The organism is Legionellales bacterium, from assembly GCA_026125385.1.
Lineage (GTDB): Bacteria > Pseudomonadota > Gammaproteobacteria > JAHCLG01 > JAHCLG01 > JAHCLG01.
The window spans coordinates 1-19,332 of record JAHCLG010000015.1; the positions used below are offsets into that span (position 1 = coordinate 1).

The following is a 19,332-nucleotide window of genomic DNA, read 5'->3' on the forward strand; positions in this document are numbered from 1 at the left end:
TTCACAATCTGCTCGGCTGTAAATTTTAACTTTTGCAGTGCATCAAAGTTATCTTGAACTGCAGCTAAATTCTGCGAACCACCGGTGTGTGAAACCATCCTCACAATCTGCTCGGCTGTAAATTTTAACTTTTGCAGTGCCGAGAGATATTTTCTAACTGCAGTTAAATTATTCGAACCACCGATGCGTGAAACCATCCTCACAATCTGCTCGACATTAAATCCTGACTCTTGCAGTGCCGAGAGGTATTTTTTAACTGCAGTTAAATTATTCGAACCACCGTTGTGTGAAACCATCCTCACAATCTGCTCGACGTTAAATCCTGACCCTTGCAGTGCGGCATTGTGGTGTATGACCGCAGCTATATTCTTCGAACCACCGGTGTGTGAAACCATCCTCACAATCTGCTCGACATTAAATCCTGACTTTTGCAGTGCGTCAAAGTGAACTACAAGAGCGGCTAAATTATTATGACCACTATCATGTGAAACCATTCTCACAATATCAGTTTTCGAAAATTCCTTTTCTATCAGCCAGTTATAGTGTTCAGAAACACCAGTTGCATTACTTTTGCCGTTATAATGTGAAAAGATTCTAATAATTTGGCTATTATCGAAATTGATTTTCAGAGTGTTATATTCTTTTTTAATCGCTTGCCAATCTTCTATGCCTGCTTTTGAAAGTAGCAATTTTAGAATATCTTCGGATGAGAATTTGTATATTCCATTCTCATCCAGAAAGGTTCTCATAAGCGCTATAATATCGGCGGGAAAATTGTTCAGTATTTTTATTGCTTTTTTTATATTTTTATCTTTTATGGACGGAAAGAGGTTTTTCACACTATTGTTAGTATACATAATCTATGCTCACTTGTTATTTTTTTCGATATTCTATAGGCCATTTATTATTAGGTCAACATAAACACTCTGGCACAATCGCAGCTAAATTACTTGAAAGCGAACTATCAACAAAACTTAATCAAAACACCATTTCGCAAGCCGCATCATTTCCCAATGAAAACCAGCGAATGCTTTTGGCGTGTTGTAATAATTCGGATTTTTCTTCAAATGCGTTGGTAGCATTTTTTCCTAATAATTTTAAACTAAGATAAATATACACTTTATTCACTAATTGTTGGGTTAATAATCCCATAAAACACGTGCTACCCGTTTCTACCCATAAATCATGAATGCCTGCTTGACCTATTTCACGAATGATAGCGTTTAAATTAAGTTGGGAATTTTCTGTCAGTGGGATGGCTTTAAAAAGAACGTGATTACCCAAACTGCGCGAAGGCGTGATCGAGGCATCATGAAAAATTGTAATTTGACTGGCGGTATTAAAAACTAAGGCGTCAGGATTAATTTGCAATTGACGATCGATAATATAAAGTTTTTTCGCAAAAATCGAATTTTCTAAGCGCACATTCAATTGTGGATTATCCTGATTGATAGTGATGGCCGTGGTTAAAATCGCATCAGCCTTTTGACGTTGTTGATGAGTAAAATATAACGCTTCTTTTCCGGTAATCATTTCACGTTGTCCTTTATCACCAGCAATTTTGCCATCCAAACTCAATGCTAATTTTGCAGTGACCCAGGGAGTTTGGGTATGGTGCCAATGGGTGTAAGCGCGGTAAAATTCGCTTATTTCTGGCAGAGATAAATAATGACAAGTAATTCCCGCCGCTTGCAAGCGCTCGATACCTTTACCGGCAACAATGGGATTAGGATCATACCAGCCAAAATAAACGGTTTTAATTTTCTCATGAATAATTCGGTCAACACACGGCGGGGTTCGCCCCACATGACAACAAGGTTCTAAGGTCACAAACAAAGTGCCTTCTGCTGGAGACTCTCGAGCATGTTCAAACGCATCCACTTCAGCATGTGCGCTACCCGGACCGCGATGAAATCCTTCACCAATAATCCGATTATTTTTAACGATAACCGCACCCACTGCCGGATTTGGCGCACAAGCACCTTGTGTTTGTGTGGCTAAAGCTAATGCGTTGAGTAAATAATTTTCCGCATTCATGCGATGCTTAACTTATTCTAGTCATTGTCGGCGTTACTCCGTATCTTCAACCCATTCTAGCAACGTTGAAATAATTTTTTGATTGGCTTCAGGAAAGGGTTTGTTCAATAATTCAGGTAAATGCATCCACGCAATTTCTTGTCCTTCATTGCCCACTGCGACTCCTGAAAATTCTGTGATTAACCAGACGTCTAACATAAATTCACGATCAGAATAGGTGTGAGCGATGGTTAAAAAGGGTTGGTAGGTTTTAATGTCAATGGCTAATTCTTCGCGCAATTCACGAATTAACGCGGCGGTCACCGTTTCGCCCGCTTCCACTTTTCCACCTGGGAATTCCCAATAGCCTCCCAAGTGAACATGTTGCGGACGACGAGCCACCAACACTTGACGGTGTGAATTAAAAATCACACCGATGGCAACATGAATAGGCATATTCAATAAATTTTTCCATGGCATTGTTTATATTTTTTTCCAGAACCGCAAGGACAGGGATCATTACGCCCGACTTTAGGTTCTTCACGCACAAAAGGAATTACTTTAGCAAGATCGTCTTCTCCTGCATCGTTTTGAGGAGTGTTAGCACTGGCAATATTAGCAATATTGGCATGATCAAATTGCATGGCTTGTGCTAAAGCCTGTTTACGCCGCTGTTCTTCCATCGCGTCGACATCTGCTTGCGCTTGAACTTCAACGCAAGAAATTAAATTGACAATATCATATTCTAAACTGCCCAGCATGGTACTGAATTTTTCAAACGCCACGCGCTTGTATTCTTGTTTAGGATCTTTTTGCGCATAACCATGTAAATGAATACTATGGCGCAAATGATCCATGGCCGCTAAATGATCTTTCCAATGCGCGTCTAATTCTTGCAGCATCACCGCTTTTTCAAATTGACGCATGGTTTGGCTTCCCACTTGTTGTTCTTTTTGCGCATAAGCCGCTTCTGCGGCTTGAATAATTTTTTCTTGTAGGTGTTCATCGGTTAAATGATGATCTTCTTCCAACCATTGTTGCAATGGCAACGATAAGCCAAAATCAGCGCGTAATTGTTTTTCTAATTCTGGAATATTCCATTGCTCTTCTAAACTATTGGGGGGAATATGCAAGTGGATGGTATTACTCAAGACATCGCGGCGCATCGAGCTTATGCCATCGGATAAATCATCACTTGACATTAATAATTGTCGACGCTCATACACGGCTTTACGTTGCACATTCGCGACATCGTCAAACTCTAATAAATCTTTACGAATATCAAAATTATGGCCTTCAACTTTGCGTTGCGCATTTTCAATGGAGCGCGATACCATGCGATGTTCGATGGGTTCCCCTTTGGGCATGCCCAAACTTTTCATTAAACGTGAAACCCAATCAGGTGCAAAAATCCGTAATAAATTATCTTCTAAGGATAAATAAAAACGGCTGCTGCCGGGATCACCTTGGCGTCCGCAGCGTCCGCGCAATTGGTTATCGATCCGCCGTGATTCGTGGCGTTCACTGCCAATCACATGCAAGCCGCCTGCGGCAATGACCGCATCGTGGCGTGCTTGCCAAATTTTCTTTAATTCTGCAATTTTTTCTGGCGTAGGATTTTCAAGCTCAGCCACTTCTGCTTCAAAATTACCGCCTAAGACAATATCCGTGCCGCGACCCGCCATGTTGGTAGCAATCGTTACACTACCCGGACGACCTGCTTGCGCGATAATATGCGCTTCCCGTTCCGGTTGTTTGGCATTTAACACTTCATGCGGGATTTTTTCTTTTTTAAGTAATTGAGAAATATATTCAGAGGTTTCAATCGAAGCGGTACCCACCAGCACAGGACGTTTTTGCTCCAGTGTTTGTTGAATATCTTTAATGACTGCTGCAAATTTTTCTTGAGCGGTTAAATACACTTGATCGGTAAAATCTTTGCGTTGAATGGGTAAATTTGTGGGGATCACCACGACTTCTAAATGATAGATTTGCTGGAATTCATAGGCTTCAGTATCGGCCGTTCCAGTCATGCCCGCCAATTTATCGTAGAGACGAAAATAATTTTGGAAGGTAATCGAGGCCAGTGTTTGGTTTTCATTTTGAATTTTTACGCGTTCTTTAGCTTCAACTGCTTGATGCAACCCTTCCGACCAGCGACGTCCAGGTAATGCCCGTCCAGTATGTTCATCGATAATCACCACTTCATCATTGCGAACAATATAATCGACATCTCGATGAAACAAAGTGTGGGCGCGTAACGCTGAATTTACATGATGCATTAAACTCACGTTAGTGGGACTATAGAGGCTTTCCCCTTCGTTAATAATATTCTCAGCGACTAAGAGTTCTTCAATTTTTTGATGCCCTGCTTCGCTCAAATACGCTTGTTTGGTTTTTTCGTCTAATAGATAATCACCTGGCGCATCTTTATCGGCTTGTTTGACTAAATGCGGAATTAAACGATCAATTTTTTTATATAAATCGGAGCTGTCTTCGGCGGGACCCGAAATAATTAAGGGCGTGCGCGCTTCATCGATTAAAATTGAATCGACTTCATCCACAATCGCAAACGCTAAATCGCGTTGCACGCGATCTTCAATGGTGAAGGCCATGTTATCGCGTAAATAATCGAAACCAAATTCATTATTGGTGCCGTACGTAATATCGGCTTGATACGCTAATTGTTTTTGATCGTGCGGCATTAGGGTTAAATTAATGCCGACGGTTAATCCTAAAAATTGATAAATAGGTTCCATCCAGTGTGCGTCACGTTCGGCTAAATAATCGTTGACGGTGACAATATGAACGCCACGTCCGCTTAAGGCATTTAAATACGCGGGCAACGTAGCCACCAGTGTTTTACCTTCACCGGTACACATTTCAGCAATTTTACCATCGTGTAGTACCATGCCACCGATTAATTGCACATCGAAATGGCGCATGTTTAAGGTTCTAACCGACGTTTCTCGCACCACGGCAAACGCTTCTGGTAACAAATCGTCGAGAGTGGCACCTGCTTGCAAACGTTGTTTGAATTCCTGAGTTTTGGCCTTTAATGCGTCGTCGGATAATGTTTTAAGCCCTGCTTCTAAGGCATTAATTTTTTCGACATTATGCGCGTAGCGTTTTAATAAACGTTGATTGCGCGAACCAAAAATACTTTTCATTAATGCTGAAATAGCCATTGACCACCTTTCTGTTTGTTTCTGTCGGCATTTAAATTCGCCAGCCTACGCCGGCGAGTTTAAATAGGCTTAGAAAATTTCCATTCTCTAAAATTCTGGTTTTTCCTAAGCTCCGTCTGTTATGATTTCATTTTCCCATTTACGTTTAGATACTTGATGAACAAGAACCCTGAAAAATCAATAGCGCAGATCCTACTGGATGCGGCGTCACAACTCCAGCCTTTAGTGAATAAAGCGCAAAATATCTTAGCGTTAGAGGGCATTGTTAAGCAATATTTACCGTTACATTATCGAGATTATTGTAAAGTCGTCAATTTTCGCGGTGGAATTCTGGTACTGGCCTGTGCCAATGGCAGTGTCGCCACTCATCTTCGCTACTCCTCTCAGCAATTGTTGAGCGATTTGCGTCAAAATGGCTTGATCGCCAATCTATCGTCTATTCACGTCATTGTCCAACCCGACGTCTGCTCGCAAGCACATCCCCATCACGCACTCCCGCGTGCGCGAATTTCATTAGCTACTTCGGTGTTTTTAGCCAAACAAGCTGAAGAATGCGAGGATGTGCGTTTCAAAAAATTATTACGTTGCCTGGCCTCACATACCCATCATCATTCCTCTCATCATTAAAGATAATGCTGCGCTAATAATTGTGTGGTAAATTCTGCGCGTAAATAAAACCCACGTGGTAAGGTTAAAATAGGTTGTCCTTCTTCTCCTATCGCGCGACAGAGAGCCTTGGCATTAGCAGCTTTAGGACGAATTTGTAATACTTGCCCTAATTTGCCGTGAATGCGCGTTAATTCTCCCAAACTGATTAAATCCGTGAGTTCTTGCCAATCGGTTTTTAATAATTGTTCTTCTGCACGATTGGGCGACCATAATAATGGCATACCTACAATACGTTCGGCGAGTGGTATGCAACGCTCAGCCAAAATGGGCACCCATAACACGCGTGCTAATTTAGCGCGAACATACGAGGTTTCCCAAGTAATTTGACTTAACTCGGTTAATTGTACTACACAGACATACGTCGATTCTAAAACACGACCATGTCGATCGATGGGTAAGGTTTTTAATTCGATGCCTAATTCTGGAAAATCGGGGATGGGTTGTGAATGGGCTTTTGCTCCTAAACATTTTTCAATTAATTGCCCCACAATTCCTTTTTCACGAGTTAAATCGCGTGGTAACGTTACGTCCAGAAGTGCCGCCAATTGCGCTAAATTTTTTCCCGCTAAACGTTCCGCATGGGCAAGTAAGCTTTGTTCATTGTGAGGCGATAACATAACTATAAAACTTCAATAAATAAAACGCAGTTTACTGATTTTTTAGGTTTGGAGAAACAATTTTTATAGTTTTATCAAATTCACTTGATTCAACAGAGCTACTAATATTTCTCCAACGATGACCCGAAGTAAATTATAAAAAATTTTATAATTAAATATTGAATAACTACTACCTATATTTTAAATTCCCCACGTAATATCAGGTTTAGTTGGCAATAGTTATCATTTAAATATTGGAATCGCTCGTTTCATAAACTCATCAAAAAGCGGGACAGTAAACCTGATTTCTCCATGAGCAGGACTAAAAATCATTCCTTTTTTAATGAGTTTTGCTCTAACAGGTCCTATCTGATGGATTTTTACACCTAACCGAATTGCAATATCACTGGTTCGTAACAAATCTGTTCCAAACTCTGCCATGGCTCTTAAAAATTTTTGTTCGCTCAACGTTAATCGATCGAATCGAACTCGAAAAAAATTTTCATCTAAACGCCGGATGACATCGATCGTTGAATTCTTTACGTCCTGTAATGTAATAGGCGAGCTTACTGCATGATTCCATGATTGATAACCCCATTCTTGAATAAAATACGGATAACCTTTTGTAAGCCGAAATATTTCTTCTAGCGCTTCTTCAGTAAATTTTACGTTGTATTTTTTCACGGGCTCTTGCAATGCTTTTATAGAATCAATGGCTGAAAGTGGACCAATATCAGGAAATTGAAAAAGTCGTTCAGCATAAGTTTTTGATGACCCTACCAAGGCTGGTAAAACAGGTAGCCCTGCCCCAATTAAAACTAATGGCAGTTGACGCTGTTGCATTTTATGCATTGCCATGATTAATGCCCCTAGCTCATCTTGGCTGAGATATTGAATTTCATCGATTAAAATCGCAATAGGCGTTTGTTTTTCTTGAGCGGCTTCTGCAACGGCCATAAATAAATTAGGCAAATCGGATGCCAAATCACCACTATCAGCAGTGCCTTGTTCTGGCTCAATATCCAACCCTACTTCAATTTCGCCCATTTTGACTTTGATTGCAGTAATAAAACTTTTTAGTACAGCAAGTCCACGACGCACCTTGTTTCCCATACCAGCCAATCGATCCAACTGGTACAACAACTGACGTAGTGGAGGTATCAGTAGCACCCCTAATGATTTACCTTCATAAGCCTCAATCAAAATAGTTTTATAACTCGCTTGCTCTGCTAATCTTTCTAATTCATTGATTAATACAGTTTTACCGACCCCACGCAGCCCTGTTAGTAATAAACTTTTTTCAGCTCGTTGACATTTCACACGGGCAAATAAAATATTACCTTTTTTTAAAATAGCTTCTCGTCCCACTAATTCAGGAGGTGGGGAGCCGGCTCCAGGCGAAAAGGGGTTTTCAATTGAATCCATGGCAAATTTAGCTCCAACCTATTTAATTGATAATAGCTTATAATTAATTATAACTAAAATCAAATATAAATAGATATAAATAGATATAAATAGATATAAATAGATATAAATAGATATAAATAGATATAAATTATTATAACTTGCTTGAGAATATACTAAAACCGATTCAATGCCACAATTGACTGCGATGTGAGCTTAAGTAAACGAACTCTCTGAAGAAGATATCACTACCGAATCTTGCATGACCTTAACTTGACAAGCGCTGCGAAACAATAAAAGCATTATTGTCAAACTCGTCATAATTTGAAATACTGAGTTTTTTTAAGCGTTACAGGGAAACGCGAAAATGAAATATTTATTATGGTCATGCCTTTTTTTTATTTCTTCGGCGTGCGCGTTGCACCGCTCCACCTTACCAGAAACTTTGCAAAGTCATACGACGCAACCGCGTTATTTGTTAGTCACCTTACCGCTATTACAAACCGATGCTTGGATTTTTACCAATAGACACACCGTATTAGCAGGAAAATTAATACTGACCCTTCAGCATGAACAATCCCAGCAGTCTATCACCATCTTTGAAAATGGTCATTTTACTCAACATTGGCATGATCTACCCTTGGGAAAAAAAGCAAATCCACACACCATGAATTTTAAATTTATTTCTACCCAAAAATATTTAACCGCCCCCACCGATAAACTGTATTTAACGTTAATATTAAACGATGCGGCGTTTGGTCAAAGTGAATTTTTTTCTGGCATGGTGCCTGCTGGTATTTATCACAGCCAAGGAATTTATTCTGGCTTAACCGCTACCCCTAATCTCCAGCACACCGCCATTCACGCGCTTATTCAACAACTCGGCAAAACCCCGCAACAACGTCAGCAATTATTGCATTCACTCGATCACAAAGCCTTTTTAGCCAATTGGCAACCGCAATGGGCAATTAAGATGGTGAATCAACACGGCTGGCTTTCACCACCTCAAATACCCTTTCGCAATTAGGGGGTACTGTTTGAGTAACACGGCGGGGGCGCAATGAATCAACACGCTATGCTAGCCAATACCCCGCAAATTAACCCAGTTTTGACCTTTTGAAACCATTCCCACCAATGTTAAAGTTAAATTGAATGTGAGTTGATCCTTGACGTGCAGGTTCATCTCGGAAAACATTGGATATACAATTCATCATTATTTGACAAACATTTTGTAATTTACCGACTGATGTTTCAATTTTTGTTCTTTCCCCAGATTCCGAAACTTCATTTAAAATTTTTCTTTTTGAAAAATTGAGTAACAGCGTTGCATACCTAAAATTAAAACTTATATTCACCAATTGTTCAGTATTAAAAGTTGATGAATTGTAAAGCTGCCTCAATAATCTAAGAGTAAAATTCTTGTTAGATTCCATCGTTTCCTTAAAAGATATAAATTGATCATAAAAGCCTACTAATGCCGTTATTTCATCGACACTAAGAGTCTTTATAGCTGTTGATTCACCACTTGAATTTGTATTGTTAACACCATTCATTGTCCGAGCAGGGAGTAAAATTGAAAAAAATCTTGAAGGTATGTTATTTACAGGTAAGTATTCGAATCGTGCAGGAGTATGAAAATAATCAATTAAGGCCTCTCCCTTTTGACCAAGTTCATTTATCAGCGACAGAAAAGGGGCATGTGAAAGTGGATTAGGGGGGGCTCGTTTGAAGATCCTTGCGTTATTTCTCCCGCCTTTCTTTTTTTTCGATTGCTATTGTTATTAGACATATAAAAATCCTCTAATTAATATTATTGTTATCAACTCTTACCCATTCAGTAAGCGCGATGAGTTTAGCATCAATCTAAATATCTTAAAACATTTTCCATTCAATCCCCCAGAATAAGCGCTCGCCATCGATTTCAAGTGTTCAGGAGTTTCGCCCCAGTGCGAAACTCCTGGTGTTAACTGGATTTTGGATTTTTGTATAAAGATGGCCATTGAATCGGAATTGGACGGTTGTTAAATCGGAATCGGACGGCCTTTCAATCGAAATTGGACGGTGTTCTAATCGGAATTAGACGGGAGTTAAATCGGAATTGGACGATTAAAGATAGTTGTTATTCAACATAAAATACGAGAATAGTCAATATGATACATATAAAACCCTATCCGCGCCGGGTCGAAAGTCTTATTCAAGAAGCACTATCAGACACGCCAGCTGTGTTTATCATGGGAGCAAGACAAAGCGGTAAAACAACCTTAGTAAAATCATTAACGGATTCCACTTGGCGATTGCTTTGCCATTGAAGTTAAAGCAAGTGCAACGCTATTGCCCAAAGATTTTCAGGGGTTAACGCGATTTAAACAAATCAATAAAAACCGCTTTAAAATGGGAATATTAGGGCGTGTTGACAATTCGCTATGCTGAGACGTAGCTTGTTGATTTTTGAGCACCGCAGCGCAGTTTACACGAAGTAAATGAGCAGCGGAGCACAAAAAATCAACGAGATACGGCCAGCAGAGTAGAATTGTCAACACGCCCTACTTTACGATGGCGAAATTATCCTGCTCTTTGGCGAAAATTTATTTGCAGTACCGATTTACGCATTGTGGAATTAGGGCGTGTTTAATTTTTGTTATCACGCCCTTTGAGCTTGATTGAGAAAATCAGGCGCTAGATATAATCCACTTTTTCTACCACGTATTCAGCCATACCACCAGGAGTTTGCACGTGCACTTCATCGCCCGCATGTTTACCAATCACGCCTCGTGCAATCGGTGAATTCACCGAAATTTTCTGCTGTTTTAAATCCGCTTCATCATCGCCTACAATTTGATACGTGACTGTGGTGTCATCTTGGACATTGACAAGCGTTACCGTTGCGCCAAAAATTACCTTATCACTCGCGCTTAATTTAGTGACATCGATAATTTGCGCATTGGCAAGTTTGCTTTCAATTTCTAAAATTCGACCTTCAGTAAAACTTTGTTGTTCACGCGCCGCATGATATTCCGCGTTTTCTTTTAAATCGCCATGTTCGCGTGCTTCGGCAATGGCGCTGATAATTCGTGGACGCTCAACGGTTTTTAAATGGTTTAATTCTTCTTTTAATAAATCCGCACCGCGCACGGTCATGGGTACTTTACTCATCATTCTAATCCTCTCACAATCAATACTGGAAATGATTAGGTCAATCATTTCTCGTGTTCAACATCCAAACGAATAAAACACCACGGGGCAAGCCGCAGAGAATACATTTTAATAGTTTGATAGGACACTCAGTATAGATTTTCAAATTCGTCTTGTAAATCTTGCAAGCGATTTACCTGGCCGGGTAAGCGATAATGCCACGATAATAGACTCGCGCGTGCTCCCGCCAAGGTGGTGACATAGTTGACTTGATGCTGTAGCGCACTACGACGAATGGCAAACGAATCGGCGGTGGCTTGTTTGCCCTGAGTGGTATTGATAATAAATTGAATTTCATCGTTTTTTATTTTATCCACAATATGTGGCCGACCTTCAATCACTTTATTGACGCGCTCGCAGTGAATTCCCGCCGCTTGTAACGCTTTGCAAGTACCGTGAGTTGCGACTAAAGCAAAGCCCCAGCGAATTAAATCCCGCGCTAATGGAATTAATAATGCTTTATCGCTATCGCGAACACTCACGAAGGCAGTCCCACCCGGGGAAAATTCTAAGCCACTGCTAAGATTGGCTTTGGCAAATGCTTCGCCCAAACTATTACCAACCCCCATGACTTCTCCGGTTGATCGCATTTCAGGGCCTAAAATCGGATCGACCGAATGAAAACGATGAAAAGGAAATACGGCTTTTTTAATCGCAACATAATTAATCGTTATTTCTTGCAGCATGTGTTGTTCAGCCAGCGTTTTTCCAACCATGCATCGCGCAGCAATTTTTGCTAACGGACGATTGATGGCTTTAGAAACAAATGGCACCGTGCGGGCTGCTCGCGGATTCATTTCTAATACGTAAATTTCATTATTTTGAATGGCAAACTGGCCATTAGCTAAACCTACCACGCCAATCGCCAAGGTCATTTGACGCATTTGCTCTCGCAATTGAGATTGAATTTCCAGGGATAAGGAAAACGGAGGCAAACAACACGACGAATCACCAGAATGCACTCCCGCTTGTTCAATATGCTCCATAATGCCACCGATGACGACATCTTTTCCGTCACTCACTGCATCGATATCGACTTCAATTGCATTTTCTAAAAATCGATCGAGTAAAATGGGTGAGGCTTCAGACACTTCAACCGCATTCGCTAAATATTCAGCCAGTTCATGTTCATGATAAACCACCTGCATGGCACGCCCACCTAATACGTAAGAAGGACGAACAATTAAAGGAAATCCCATTTTTTTCGCAGCAAGCACACCTTCTTCAACCGTTTTGATAATCGCATTTTGGGGTTGACGCAAAGCCATTTTTGCTAATAATGTTTGGAAACGTTGACGATCTTCGGCAATATCAATCGCCTCGGGTGAGGTGCCTAAAATGGGCACGTGATTTTCCTTTAATGCGTTAGCTAGATTTAAGGGCGTTTGTCCTCCATATTGCACAATAACGCCGAGGGGTTGCTCAATGCGCACAATTTCTAAAATATCTTCTAAGGTTAAAGGTTCAAAATACAGGCGATCGGAAATATTATAATCGGTTGAAACGGTTTCGGGATTACAATTTACCATAATGGTTTCATAGCCTTCTTCGCGTAAAGCCAGTGCGGCATGAACACAACAGTAATCAAACTCAATCCCTTGGCCAATTCGATTAGGTCCCCCGCCTAAAATCATTATTTTTTTCTGAGTGCTTACTTTTGCTTCGCAGTCTTCTTCATACGTGGAATATAAATAAGCGGTTGGCGTGGCGAATTCGCCTGCGCAAGTATCAACACGTTTATAGACTGGAAATAAATTAAATTGCCAACGTTGCTGACGAATCAAATTTTCCGATGTTCCCAGCAGTTGAGCGATATAGCGATCGGAAAATCCTTTGCGTTTTAGTTGGCGTAAGGTTTTATAATCCAATTCCTGCGGGTTTAATTTTTTTACTTGTATTTCTAATTGAACTAATTCTTCGATTTGCGCTAAAAACCACGGATCGATTTGGCAATAGCGAAATACTTTATTCACACTAAAACCATTACGAAACGCATCGGCAATATACCATAAACGATGCGCTCCTGGTTGACGCAACTCACGGCGCAAGGTATAAAAAGCGTTATCATCTTGCTGGGTTAAAATAGGTTCTAAACCATAACGCCCAATTTCTAAACCACGAATGGCTTTTTGCAAAGATTCTTGAAACGTGCGACCAAACGCCATGACTTCGCCCACCGATTTCATTTGCGTGGTTAAACGATCATCGGCGTTACCAAATTTTTCAAAATTAAAGCGCGGAATTTTAGTCACCACATAATCGATGCTGGGTTCAAACGACGCCGGAGTTTGTCCGCCGGTGATGTCATTTTTTAATTCATCCAGCGTATAACCAATCGCTAATTTTGCCGCAACACGCGCGATAGGAAAACCCGTCGCTTTGGAAGCCAACGCCGACGATCGTGATACGCGCGGATTCATTTCCACCACCACCATCATGCCATCGGCGGGATTCACCGCAAATTGCACGTTGGATCCACCGGTATCTACGCCAATTTCGCGCAATACTTTAATCGCGGCGTCGCGCATGAGTTGATAAAGTTTATCGGTTAAGGTTTGTGCGGGAGCCACGGTGATGGAATCACCCGTGTGAACGCCCATCGGATCGATATTTTCAATGGCACAGACGATAATGCAATTATCGTTACGATCGCGCACCACTTCCATTTCATATTCTTTCCAACCAATGACGGATTCATCGAGCAATAATTCATGTGTAGGAGAAATAGCTAATCCGTTTTTACAAATTTCAATAAATTCATCGCGATTATACGCAATACCTCCACCACTTCCGCCTAAGGTAAAACACGGACGAATGATGGTGGGAAATCCTAATTGTTCTTGCAGTAATAAGGCTTCTTCTAAACTACGCGCTATCGCAGATTTTGGCATGTGTAAACCAATTTTTTGCATAGCTTGTCGAAATAATTCGCGATCTTCTGCTTTAGCAATGGCCTCACACGTCGCTCCAATCATTTCTACGTTATATTTTTTTAAAATGCCTTGGCGTGCTAAATCTAACGCACAATTTAATGCCGTTTGTCCTCCCATGGTGGGTAAAATAGCATCGGGGCGTTCGCGCTCGATAATCTTAGCAATGGTACGCCACTCAATCGGTTCGATATAAGTGGCATCGGCGGTTTCGGGATCGGTCATGATGGTGGCTGGATTAGAGTTCACTAAAATAATGCGGTATCCTTCTTCGCGCAATGCTTGACAGGCCTGTGTGCCAGAATAATCGAATTCACAAGCTTGCCCAATCACAATAGGACCTGCACCCAGCAACAAAATACTGTTGATATCGCGACGTTTTGGCATAGGCATTAATCCACTAACTGGTTAACAAATTCAGCAAATAATTCATTTAAATCGTGCGGTCCTGGACTGGCTTCAGGATGACCTTGAAATCCCATAATGGGTAAGGTGTTACTAGCAAAACCTTGCACCGTTCCATCGAATAAAGAACGATGCGTGATGGTAATAGTCTGGGGCAAACTGGCTTCATCGACAGCAAAACCATGGTTTTGCGCCGTGATCGCCACTTTTCCAGTGATTTCATTTCTTACGGGATGATTCGCCCCATGATGGCCGAATTTCATTTTATAGGTTTTTGCCCCCAAGGCTAATGCCAGAATTTGAAATCCTAAACAAATCCCTAACACTGGAATGCGCGCCTTTATTAATTGTTGGGTATTGGCAATCGCCTGCTCACACGCGGCTGGATCGCCAGGTCCGTTCGATAACATCACGCCATCGGGTTTTAAGGCAAGAACCGTATCGATAGAAGTTGTTGCTGGTACCACGGTGAGAAAACAACCGTGCTCGACTAACAAGCGTAAAATATTTTTTTTCACACCAAAATCATAGACCACCACATGATGGACTAGCTCATGATCGGGTCGCGTGCGATAGCCCACAGGATAATGCCAAATGCCTTCTCGCCATTCATAAATCGCCGTCGTCGAAACGACGTTAGCTAAATTTTGTCCGCTTAAACTCGGAATTTGTTGCGCTTTTTGGATTGCACTCGCTTCATCGAAATTATCACCACATAAAATTATGCCATTTTGCGCACCTTGATCGCGTAACAAGCGCGTTAGTCGTCGAGTATCAATTTCAGCAATCGCGACAATTTTATGTTGTTGCAAAAATTCAGGTAACGTCGTTTCACTCCTCCAATTACTAACGACCCGCGATAAATCGCGAATAATGAGTCCCTGGCAATAAATCGTGCTAGCTTCATTGTCGTAGTGATTGGTTCCGACATTACCAATGTGGGGATAGGTTAAGGTAACGAGTTGAGCGGCGTAAGAGGGATCGGATAAAATTTCTTGATAGCCGGTCATGGCAGTGTTGAAGACGACTTCGCCCTGAGCTTCTCCTAAATAGCCGACGGCAATACCATGAAAAATATTTCCATCCGCCAATGCCAGCACTGCTTTAGGAGTTGGAGACAGGATTTCCTGTTGCAAAGACGCCACCTTGAACCAGACTGTAAAAAATAAAAAATCGGGTTATTTTAGGAGAAATCTTTATCACCTGTAAAGTAAAATATGAGTATTTTCAAAATACTATTGTCTTCTGAGGAGCTATCAGTAACAATAGTGCGTGCTTTTTGGGTAGGGAGCTTATTAATGCAATCTAGGGAATCACACGAAAAGAAAAATCCATTTTTTTTGGGGATGATATTTCAATTTTTTTTCCTCTGCTCACTCATAGCGAATACTTTCGCTCATCCTTGCTCTCAGGTTCACCTATTTGCATCTACTCATCGTCAAGCACACGGGGCGCAGGATATGCAACAGCAACAAACCTTAGCACGGGTAATGGCAGAAACCTTAAATACCAATCCTACTATATTAAAAACGGAAGCAAATGAATTAGCCACGCACGAAAGTATCATCGAAGCACAAAGTGGATTATTACCACGGATCGATGCATCGGTCGCGCAGGGGCGTGAAAATACCAATAGTTTATCTACCGCTTTTACCGATCGTTATTTAACTCGGCAAGAACGCCAAATCACCGTCAGTCAATTATTGTGGGACGCCTGGGGTACAATTAATCAAGTACGGAGTCGTAATTTTCAATATCAAGCCAGTCATTTTCAAACCGCAGAACAAAAAGAATTAACCGCCTTGCGCGTTACAGAAGTCTACCTAGATATGATCCGTTTTAAAGCGTTGCTCGACTTAGCTAATCATAATGTAATGGCACACCGTGAAACTCTGCGCAAAGTAACCTTGCGCTATAAAGGTGGTGCGGGACAAAAGGCCGATGCCGATTTAGCCGATAGTCGTTTGGCACAAGCGGTTTCGACGTTATTAGCATCGCAAGGTTTAGTTGATAATGCTCGTGCTACTTATCAAAGTGTTACAGGCCTTGATCCACAGCAGTTGAGTTTACCCCAAACACCGCGTCTTCCTAAAAATTTAACCACAGCACTCAACATTGCCTATACAACCAGCCCTGCCATCACTGTTGCCAAAAAAAATATTCAATCGGCACTGGCGAATATCAAAGTTGCACGTGCGGGATTATGGCCGCGCATCAGCTTTGAATCGACAATTTCGCGCAATAAAAATTTAGATGGCTTACTCGGACATAGTAATGAAGAATTAGCGATGATCATGATGCGTTATAATATTTACAATGGTGGAGCAAATGTAGCGGCCATCCGCAAAGCTGTTTTTAACTATGAATCAGCCTATCAAACTTTACAAGAAGTTAAACGCACCGTCACGGAAAATGTCACCACGGCATGGAATGATTATCAAATCACTAGCAGTCGAGTGATAGAATTATCTCGTCGCGTGGATAATACGCGCCTGGTATTAAATGCCTATGAAAAACAATTTGAATTAGGTCAACGCTCTTTACTCAATTTAGTCGACACAGAACGTGAATTGTTTAATGCCAAAAGCGATTTAATTAATGCCCGTTTTCTGGCGCAAGGGAGTGCGTATCGTTTGCTGGCAAGTATGGGAACCCTAGAAAATAATGTGTTATACGAACAGTGAAGTGCAACAGGTCGTTATCCACATTTTTTTAATGAACGAGTAAACTCATGACAAACACTAACTCTCAAGATGAGTCTATCACCACACCACGCGATAGTTTTATTGATCCTCTATTAGAATGCTTAGTCATTATCACGAAATTGCAGGGTCATCCACATTCTGCCGATTCATTCAAAGCCGGTTTGCCGCTAAAACAGAATCGCTTAACACCCGATGTATTCGAGCGCGCGGCGCAACGCGTGAATTTTAATTCGCGTATTGTGCAAAGACCACTGAATGAATTATCCAATTTATTATTGCCTGCCATTTTATTATTAAACAATAATCAAGCTTGCGTAATAACCCAAATCCATGAAGATCAAACCTATAGCATTATTTTGCCTGAAAATTCTCAACAAGAAAAACGCGTCACTCTGCTGGATTTGAGTCATGAATATTGTGGTTACGCCATTTTTTTACACTACACGCACCATTTTGATAGACGCGCCGATGAATTCAAACTCGAAAAACCCACATCATGGTTTTGGGGAACGATTTGGCGATATCGCAGCAATTATTATCAAGTCCTCGCTGCGGCATTATTAATTAATCTATTTGCCTTAGCGTCTCCTTTATTCGTGATGAATGTCTATGATAGAGTGGTACCCAATGAAGCTTTTGAAACGTTATGGGTGTTAGCCATTGGCATTTCAATTGTATTTATATTTGATTTTTTATTGCGGACCTTACGCAGCTATTTAATTGATGTTAGCGGAAAAAAAGCCGATACACTCCTTGCTACCTTAATTATGCAACATGTGTTAAATATTCGTTTAGAACAAAAACCCATTTCAGCCGGTGGCTTTACTAATAATTTAAATGGCTATGAAGCCTTACGTGATTTTTTTACCTCAGCTACCGTGGTGACATTAATTGATTTTCCATTTATTTTTTTGTTTTTATTATTTATTGGTTTGATTGGTGGCGCAGTCGTTATTATTCCATTGCTTGCGGTACCTTTGGTGATTATGGCAGGATTTGCCCTGGAAATTCCGGTGCGGCGCGCGGTGGAAGAATCCTTTTTAGGGGCTACGCAAAAACATGCTATTTTAGTAGAAACCGTTACCGGTTTAGAAACCATCAAAGCACAAGGCGCTGAAAGCCGCATCCAACGCAAATGGGAACAATATGTGGGAATTGTCGCGCGCTCTGGTTTGAAATCTCGTTTTTTTTCACAACTTGCGCTCAATATTACAACTTATATTATGCAAATGGTGACGGTGGGCACCGTTGTTTTGGGCGTGTATTTAATCAGCGCTGGCAAGTTGAGTATGGGTGGATTAATTGCTTGCACGATTTTAAGTGGCCGTGCACTCGCCCCATTATCCCAAATTGCCAGTATTATTACTCGTTTTCAACAATCGAAAATGGGGTTGCAAGGATTAAATCGCGTAATGTCATTAAATGTGGAACGCCCTGATGGCAGTCAATTTTTACATCGTCCGAATTTATCTGGCGCTATTGAATTTCGTCAGGTGAGTTTTAATTATCCCGATCGTAAATTGGCTGCGGTTGAAGATATTTCATTTCGTATTCAAGCTCACGATCGTGTCGCCATTTTAGGCCGCATTGGATCGGGAAAATCAACAATTTTGAAATTAATTCAAGGACTCTATCAAGCTCAAAATGGAAATATCCGTTTTGATGGCACCGATATCGGACAAATCGATCCTGCTGATTTACGGAGAAATATTGGCTACGTTTCCCAAGATTCCTTATTATTTTTTGGCAGTATTCGCGAAAATATCGCGCTTGCAGCCCCTTGGGCGGATGATGCCGCGATTTTGCAAGCGGCAAAATTAGCAGGTGTGGATAATTTTGTGCGACGTAATCCTAATGGTTACGATATGATAATTGGCGAACGCGGTGAAGGATTATCTGGTGGACAACGCCAAACGATTGCCATTGCCCGTGCCATTGTCGCTAATCCACCTATTTTGTGTTTTGATGAACCGACTAGTGCCATGGATAATTCTTCAGAACAAGAATTTTTACGCAATATGCTGCAATTTTGCCAAGATAAAACGTTATTACTAGTAACCCATAAACCCCACATGTTAGCGTTAGTAAATCGGGTGATTATTGTCGATAATGGAAAAATTGTTGCAGACGGCCCCAAAGATCAAGTGCTCACCGCTTTAGCTCAAAATAAAATTAAAGCGGTTGATGTTTAACTGAGGATTTAACTGAGCGTATGAAAAAAAATTTA

At 41.0% G+C, this 19,332-nt stretch carries 15 protein-coding genes; 5 read left to right on the forward strand and 10 right to left on the reverse strand.

Annotated features, from left to right (window positions below):
- The 4 genes from KIT27_07095 to secA form a co-directional block, all read right to left on the reverse strand.
- Positions 1-857 (reverse strand): hypothetical protein (locus KIT27_07095; GenBank protein MCW5589417.1); only part of this gene is annotated, 857 nt, incomplete at its 3' end.
- Between the two features lie 121 nt (positions 858-978).
- On the reverse strand, positions 979-2,037 hold the full coding sequence (ribD, locus tag KIT27_07100; protein MCW5589418.1) for a bifunctional diaminohydroxyphosphoribosylaminopyrimidine deaminase/5-amino-6-(5-phosphoribosylamino)uracil reductase RibD: 1,059 nt from the start codon (positions 2,035-2,037) through the stop codon (positions 979-981).
- 33 nt (positions 2,038-2,070) lie between these two features.
- Positions 2,071-2,496 (reverse strand): 8-oxo-dGTP diphosphatase MutT, encoded by a 426-nt coding sequence (gene mutT, locus KIT27_07105; GenBank protein ID MCW5589419.1) that lies wholly within the window; start codon positions 2,494-2,496, stop codon positions 2,071-2,073.
- Positions 2,475-5,198: a preprotein translocase subunit SecA gene (gene secA, locus KIT27_07110; GenBank protein MCW5589420.1), complete on the reverse strand. Its 2,724-nt coding sequence runs from the start codon at positions 5,196-5,198 to the stop codon at positions 2,475-2,477. Before secA ends, mutT begins: the two co-directional genes overlap by 22 nt.
- Positions 5,199-5,360: 162 nt before the next feature.
- Between secA and KIT27_07115 the strand changes: the two genes are divergently transcribed.
- Entirely contained in the window at positions 5,361-5,831 is a 471-nt protein-coding gene (locus KIT27_07115) for a DUF721 domain-containing protein (protein MCW5589421.1), read from the forward strand.
- Here KIT27_07115 and mutH read toward each other — a convergent pair.
- Together mutH and KIT27_07125 are read right to left on the reverse strand one after the other, a co-directional pair.
- Positions 5,828-6,490 carry a DNA mismatch repair endonuclease MutH gene (gene mutH, locus KIT27_07120; protein ID MCW5589422.1) on the reverse strand — a complete coding sequence of 221 codons (663 nt, stop codon included), beginning with the start codon at positions 6,488-6,490 and terminating at the stop codon, positions 5,828-5,830. The genes KIT27_07115 and mutH overlap by 4 nt on opposite strands.
- Positions 6,491-6,712: 222 nt before the next feature.
- Positions 6,713-7,894 (reverse strand): ATP-binding protein, encoded by a 1,182-nt coding sequence (locus KIT27_07125; GenBank protein MCW5589423.1) that lies wholly within the window; start codon positions 7,892-7,894, stop codon positions 6,713-6,715.
- 346 nt (positions 7,895-8,240) lie between these two features.
- Here KIT27_07125 and KIT27_07130 point away from each other — a divergent pair, with 346 nt between their 5' ends.
- Positions 8,241-8,900 carry a hypothetical protein gene (locus tag KIT27_07130; protein ID MCW5589424.1) on the forward strand — a complete coding sequence of 220 codons (660 nt, stop codon included), beginning with the start codon at positions 8,241-8,243 and terminating at the stop codon, positions 8,898-8,900.
- Between the two features lie 70 nt (positions 8,901-8,970).
- Here KIT27_07130 and KIT27_07135 read toward each other — a convergent pair whose 3' ends face one another.
- The gene (locus tag KIT27_07135; protein ID MCW5589425.1) at positions 8,971-9,426 is read right to left on the reverse strand and encodes a hypothetical protein; all 456 of its coding nucleotides are present in this window, start codon (positions 9,424-9,426) and stop codon (positions 8,971-8,973) included.
- A gap of 597 nt (positions 9,427-10,023) precedes the next feature.
- Here KIT27_07135 and KIT27_07140 point away from each other — a divergent pair.
- Positions 10,024-10,182, forward strand: coding sequence for an ATP-binding protein (locus KIT27_07140; GenBank protein MCW5589426.1), 159 nt, complete (start codon positions 10,024-10,026; stop codon positions 10,180-10,182).
- Positions 10,183-10,549: 367 nt separating this feature from the next.
- Here KIT27_07140 and greA read toward each other — a convergent pair whose 3' ends face one another.
- The 3 genes from greA to carA all read right to left on the reverse strand — a co-directional run bounded on the left by greA (position 10,550) and on the right by carA (position 15,536).
- Positions 10,550-11,026, reverse strand: a complete 477-nt coding sequence (greA, locus tag KIT27_07145; GenBank protein MCW5589427.1) for a transcription elongation factor GreA — start codon at positions 11,024-11,026, stop codon at positions 10,550-10,552.
- Between the two features lie 128 nt (positions 11,027-11,154).
- Complete coding sequence (carB, locus tag KIT27_07150) at positions 11,155-14,382, reverse strand: carbamoyl-phosphate synthase large subunit (protein ID MCW5589428.1); 3,228 nt, start codon at positions 14,380-14,382, stop codon at positions 11,155-11,157.
- Positions 14,383-14,387: 5 nt separating this feature from the next.
- Complete coding sequence (gene carA, locus KIT27_07155) at positions 14,388-15,536, reverse strand: glutamine-hydrolyzing carbamoyl-phosphate synthase small subunit (protein ID MCW5589429.1); 1,149 nt, start codon at positions 15,534-15,536, stop codon at positions 14,388-14,390.
- Between the two features lie 324 nt (positions 15,537-15,860).
- Here carA and KIT27_07160 point away from each other — a divergent pair, with 324 nt between their 5' ends.
- Both KIT27_07160 and KIT27_07165 read left to right on the forward strand, forming a co-directional pair.
- The gene (locus KIT27_07160) at positions 15,861-17,084 is read left to right on the forward strand and encodes a TolC family outer membrane protein (protein MCW5589430.1); all 1,224 of its coding nucleotides are present in this window, start codon (positions 15,861-15,863) and stop codon (positions 17,082-17,084) included.
- A 47-nt stretch (positions 17,085-17,131) separates the two neighbouring features.
- Entirely contained in the window at positions 17,132-19,297 is a 2,166-nt protein-coding gene (locus tag KIT27_07165; protein MCW5589431.1) for a type I secretion system permease/ATPase, read from the forward strand.
- Positions 19,298-19,332 lie beyond the last annotated feature (35 nt).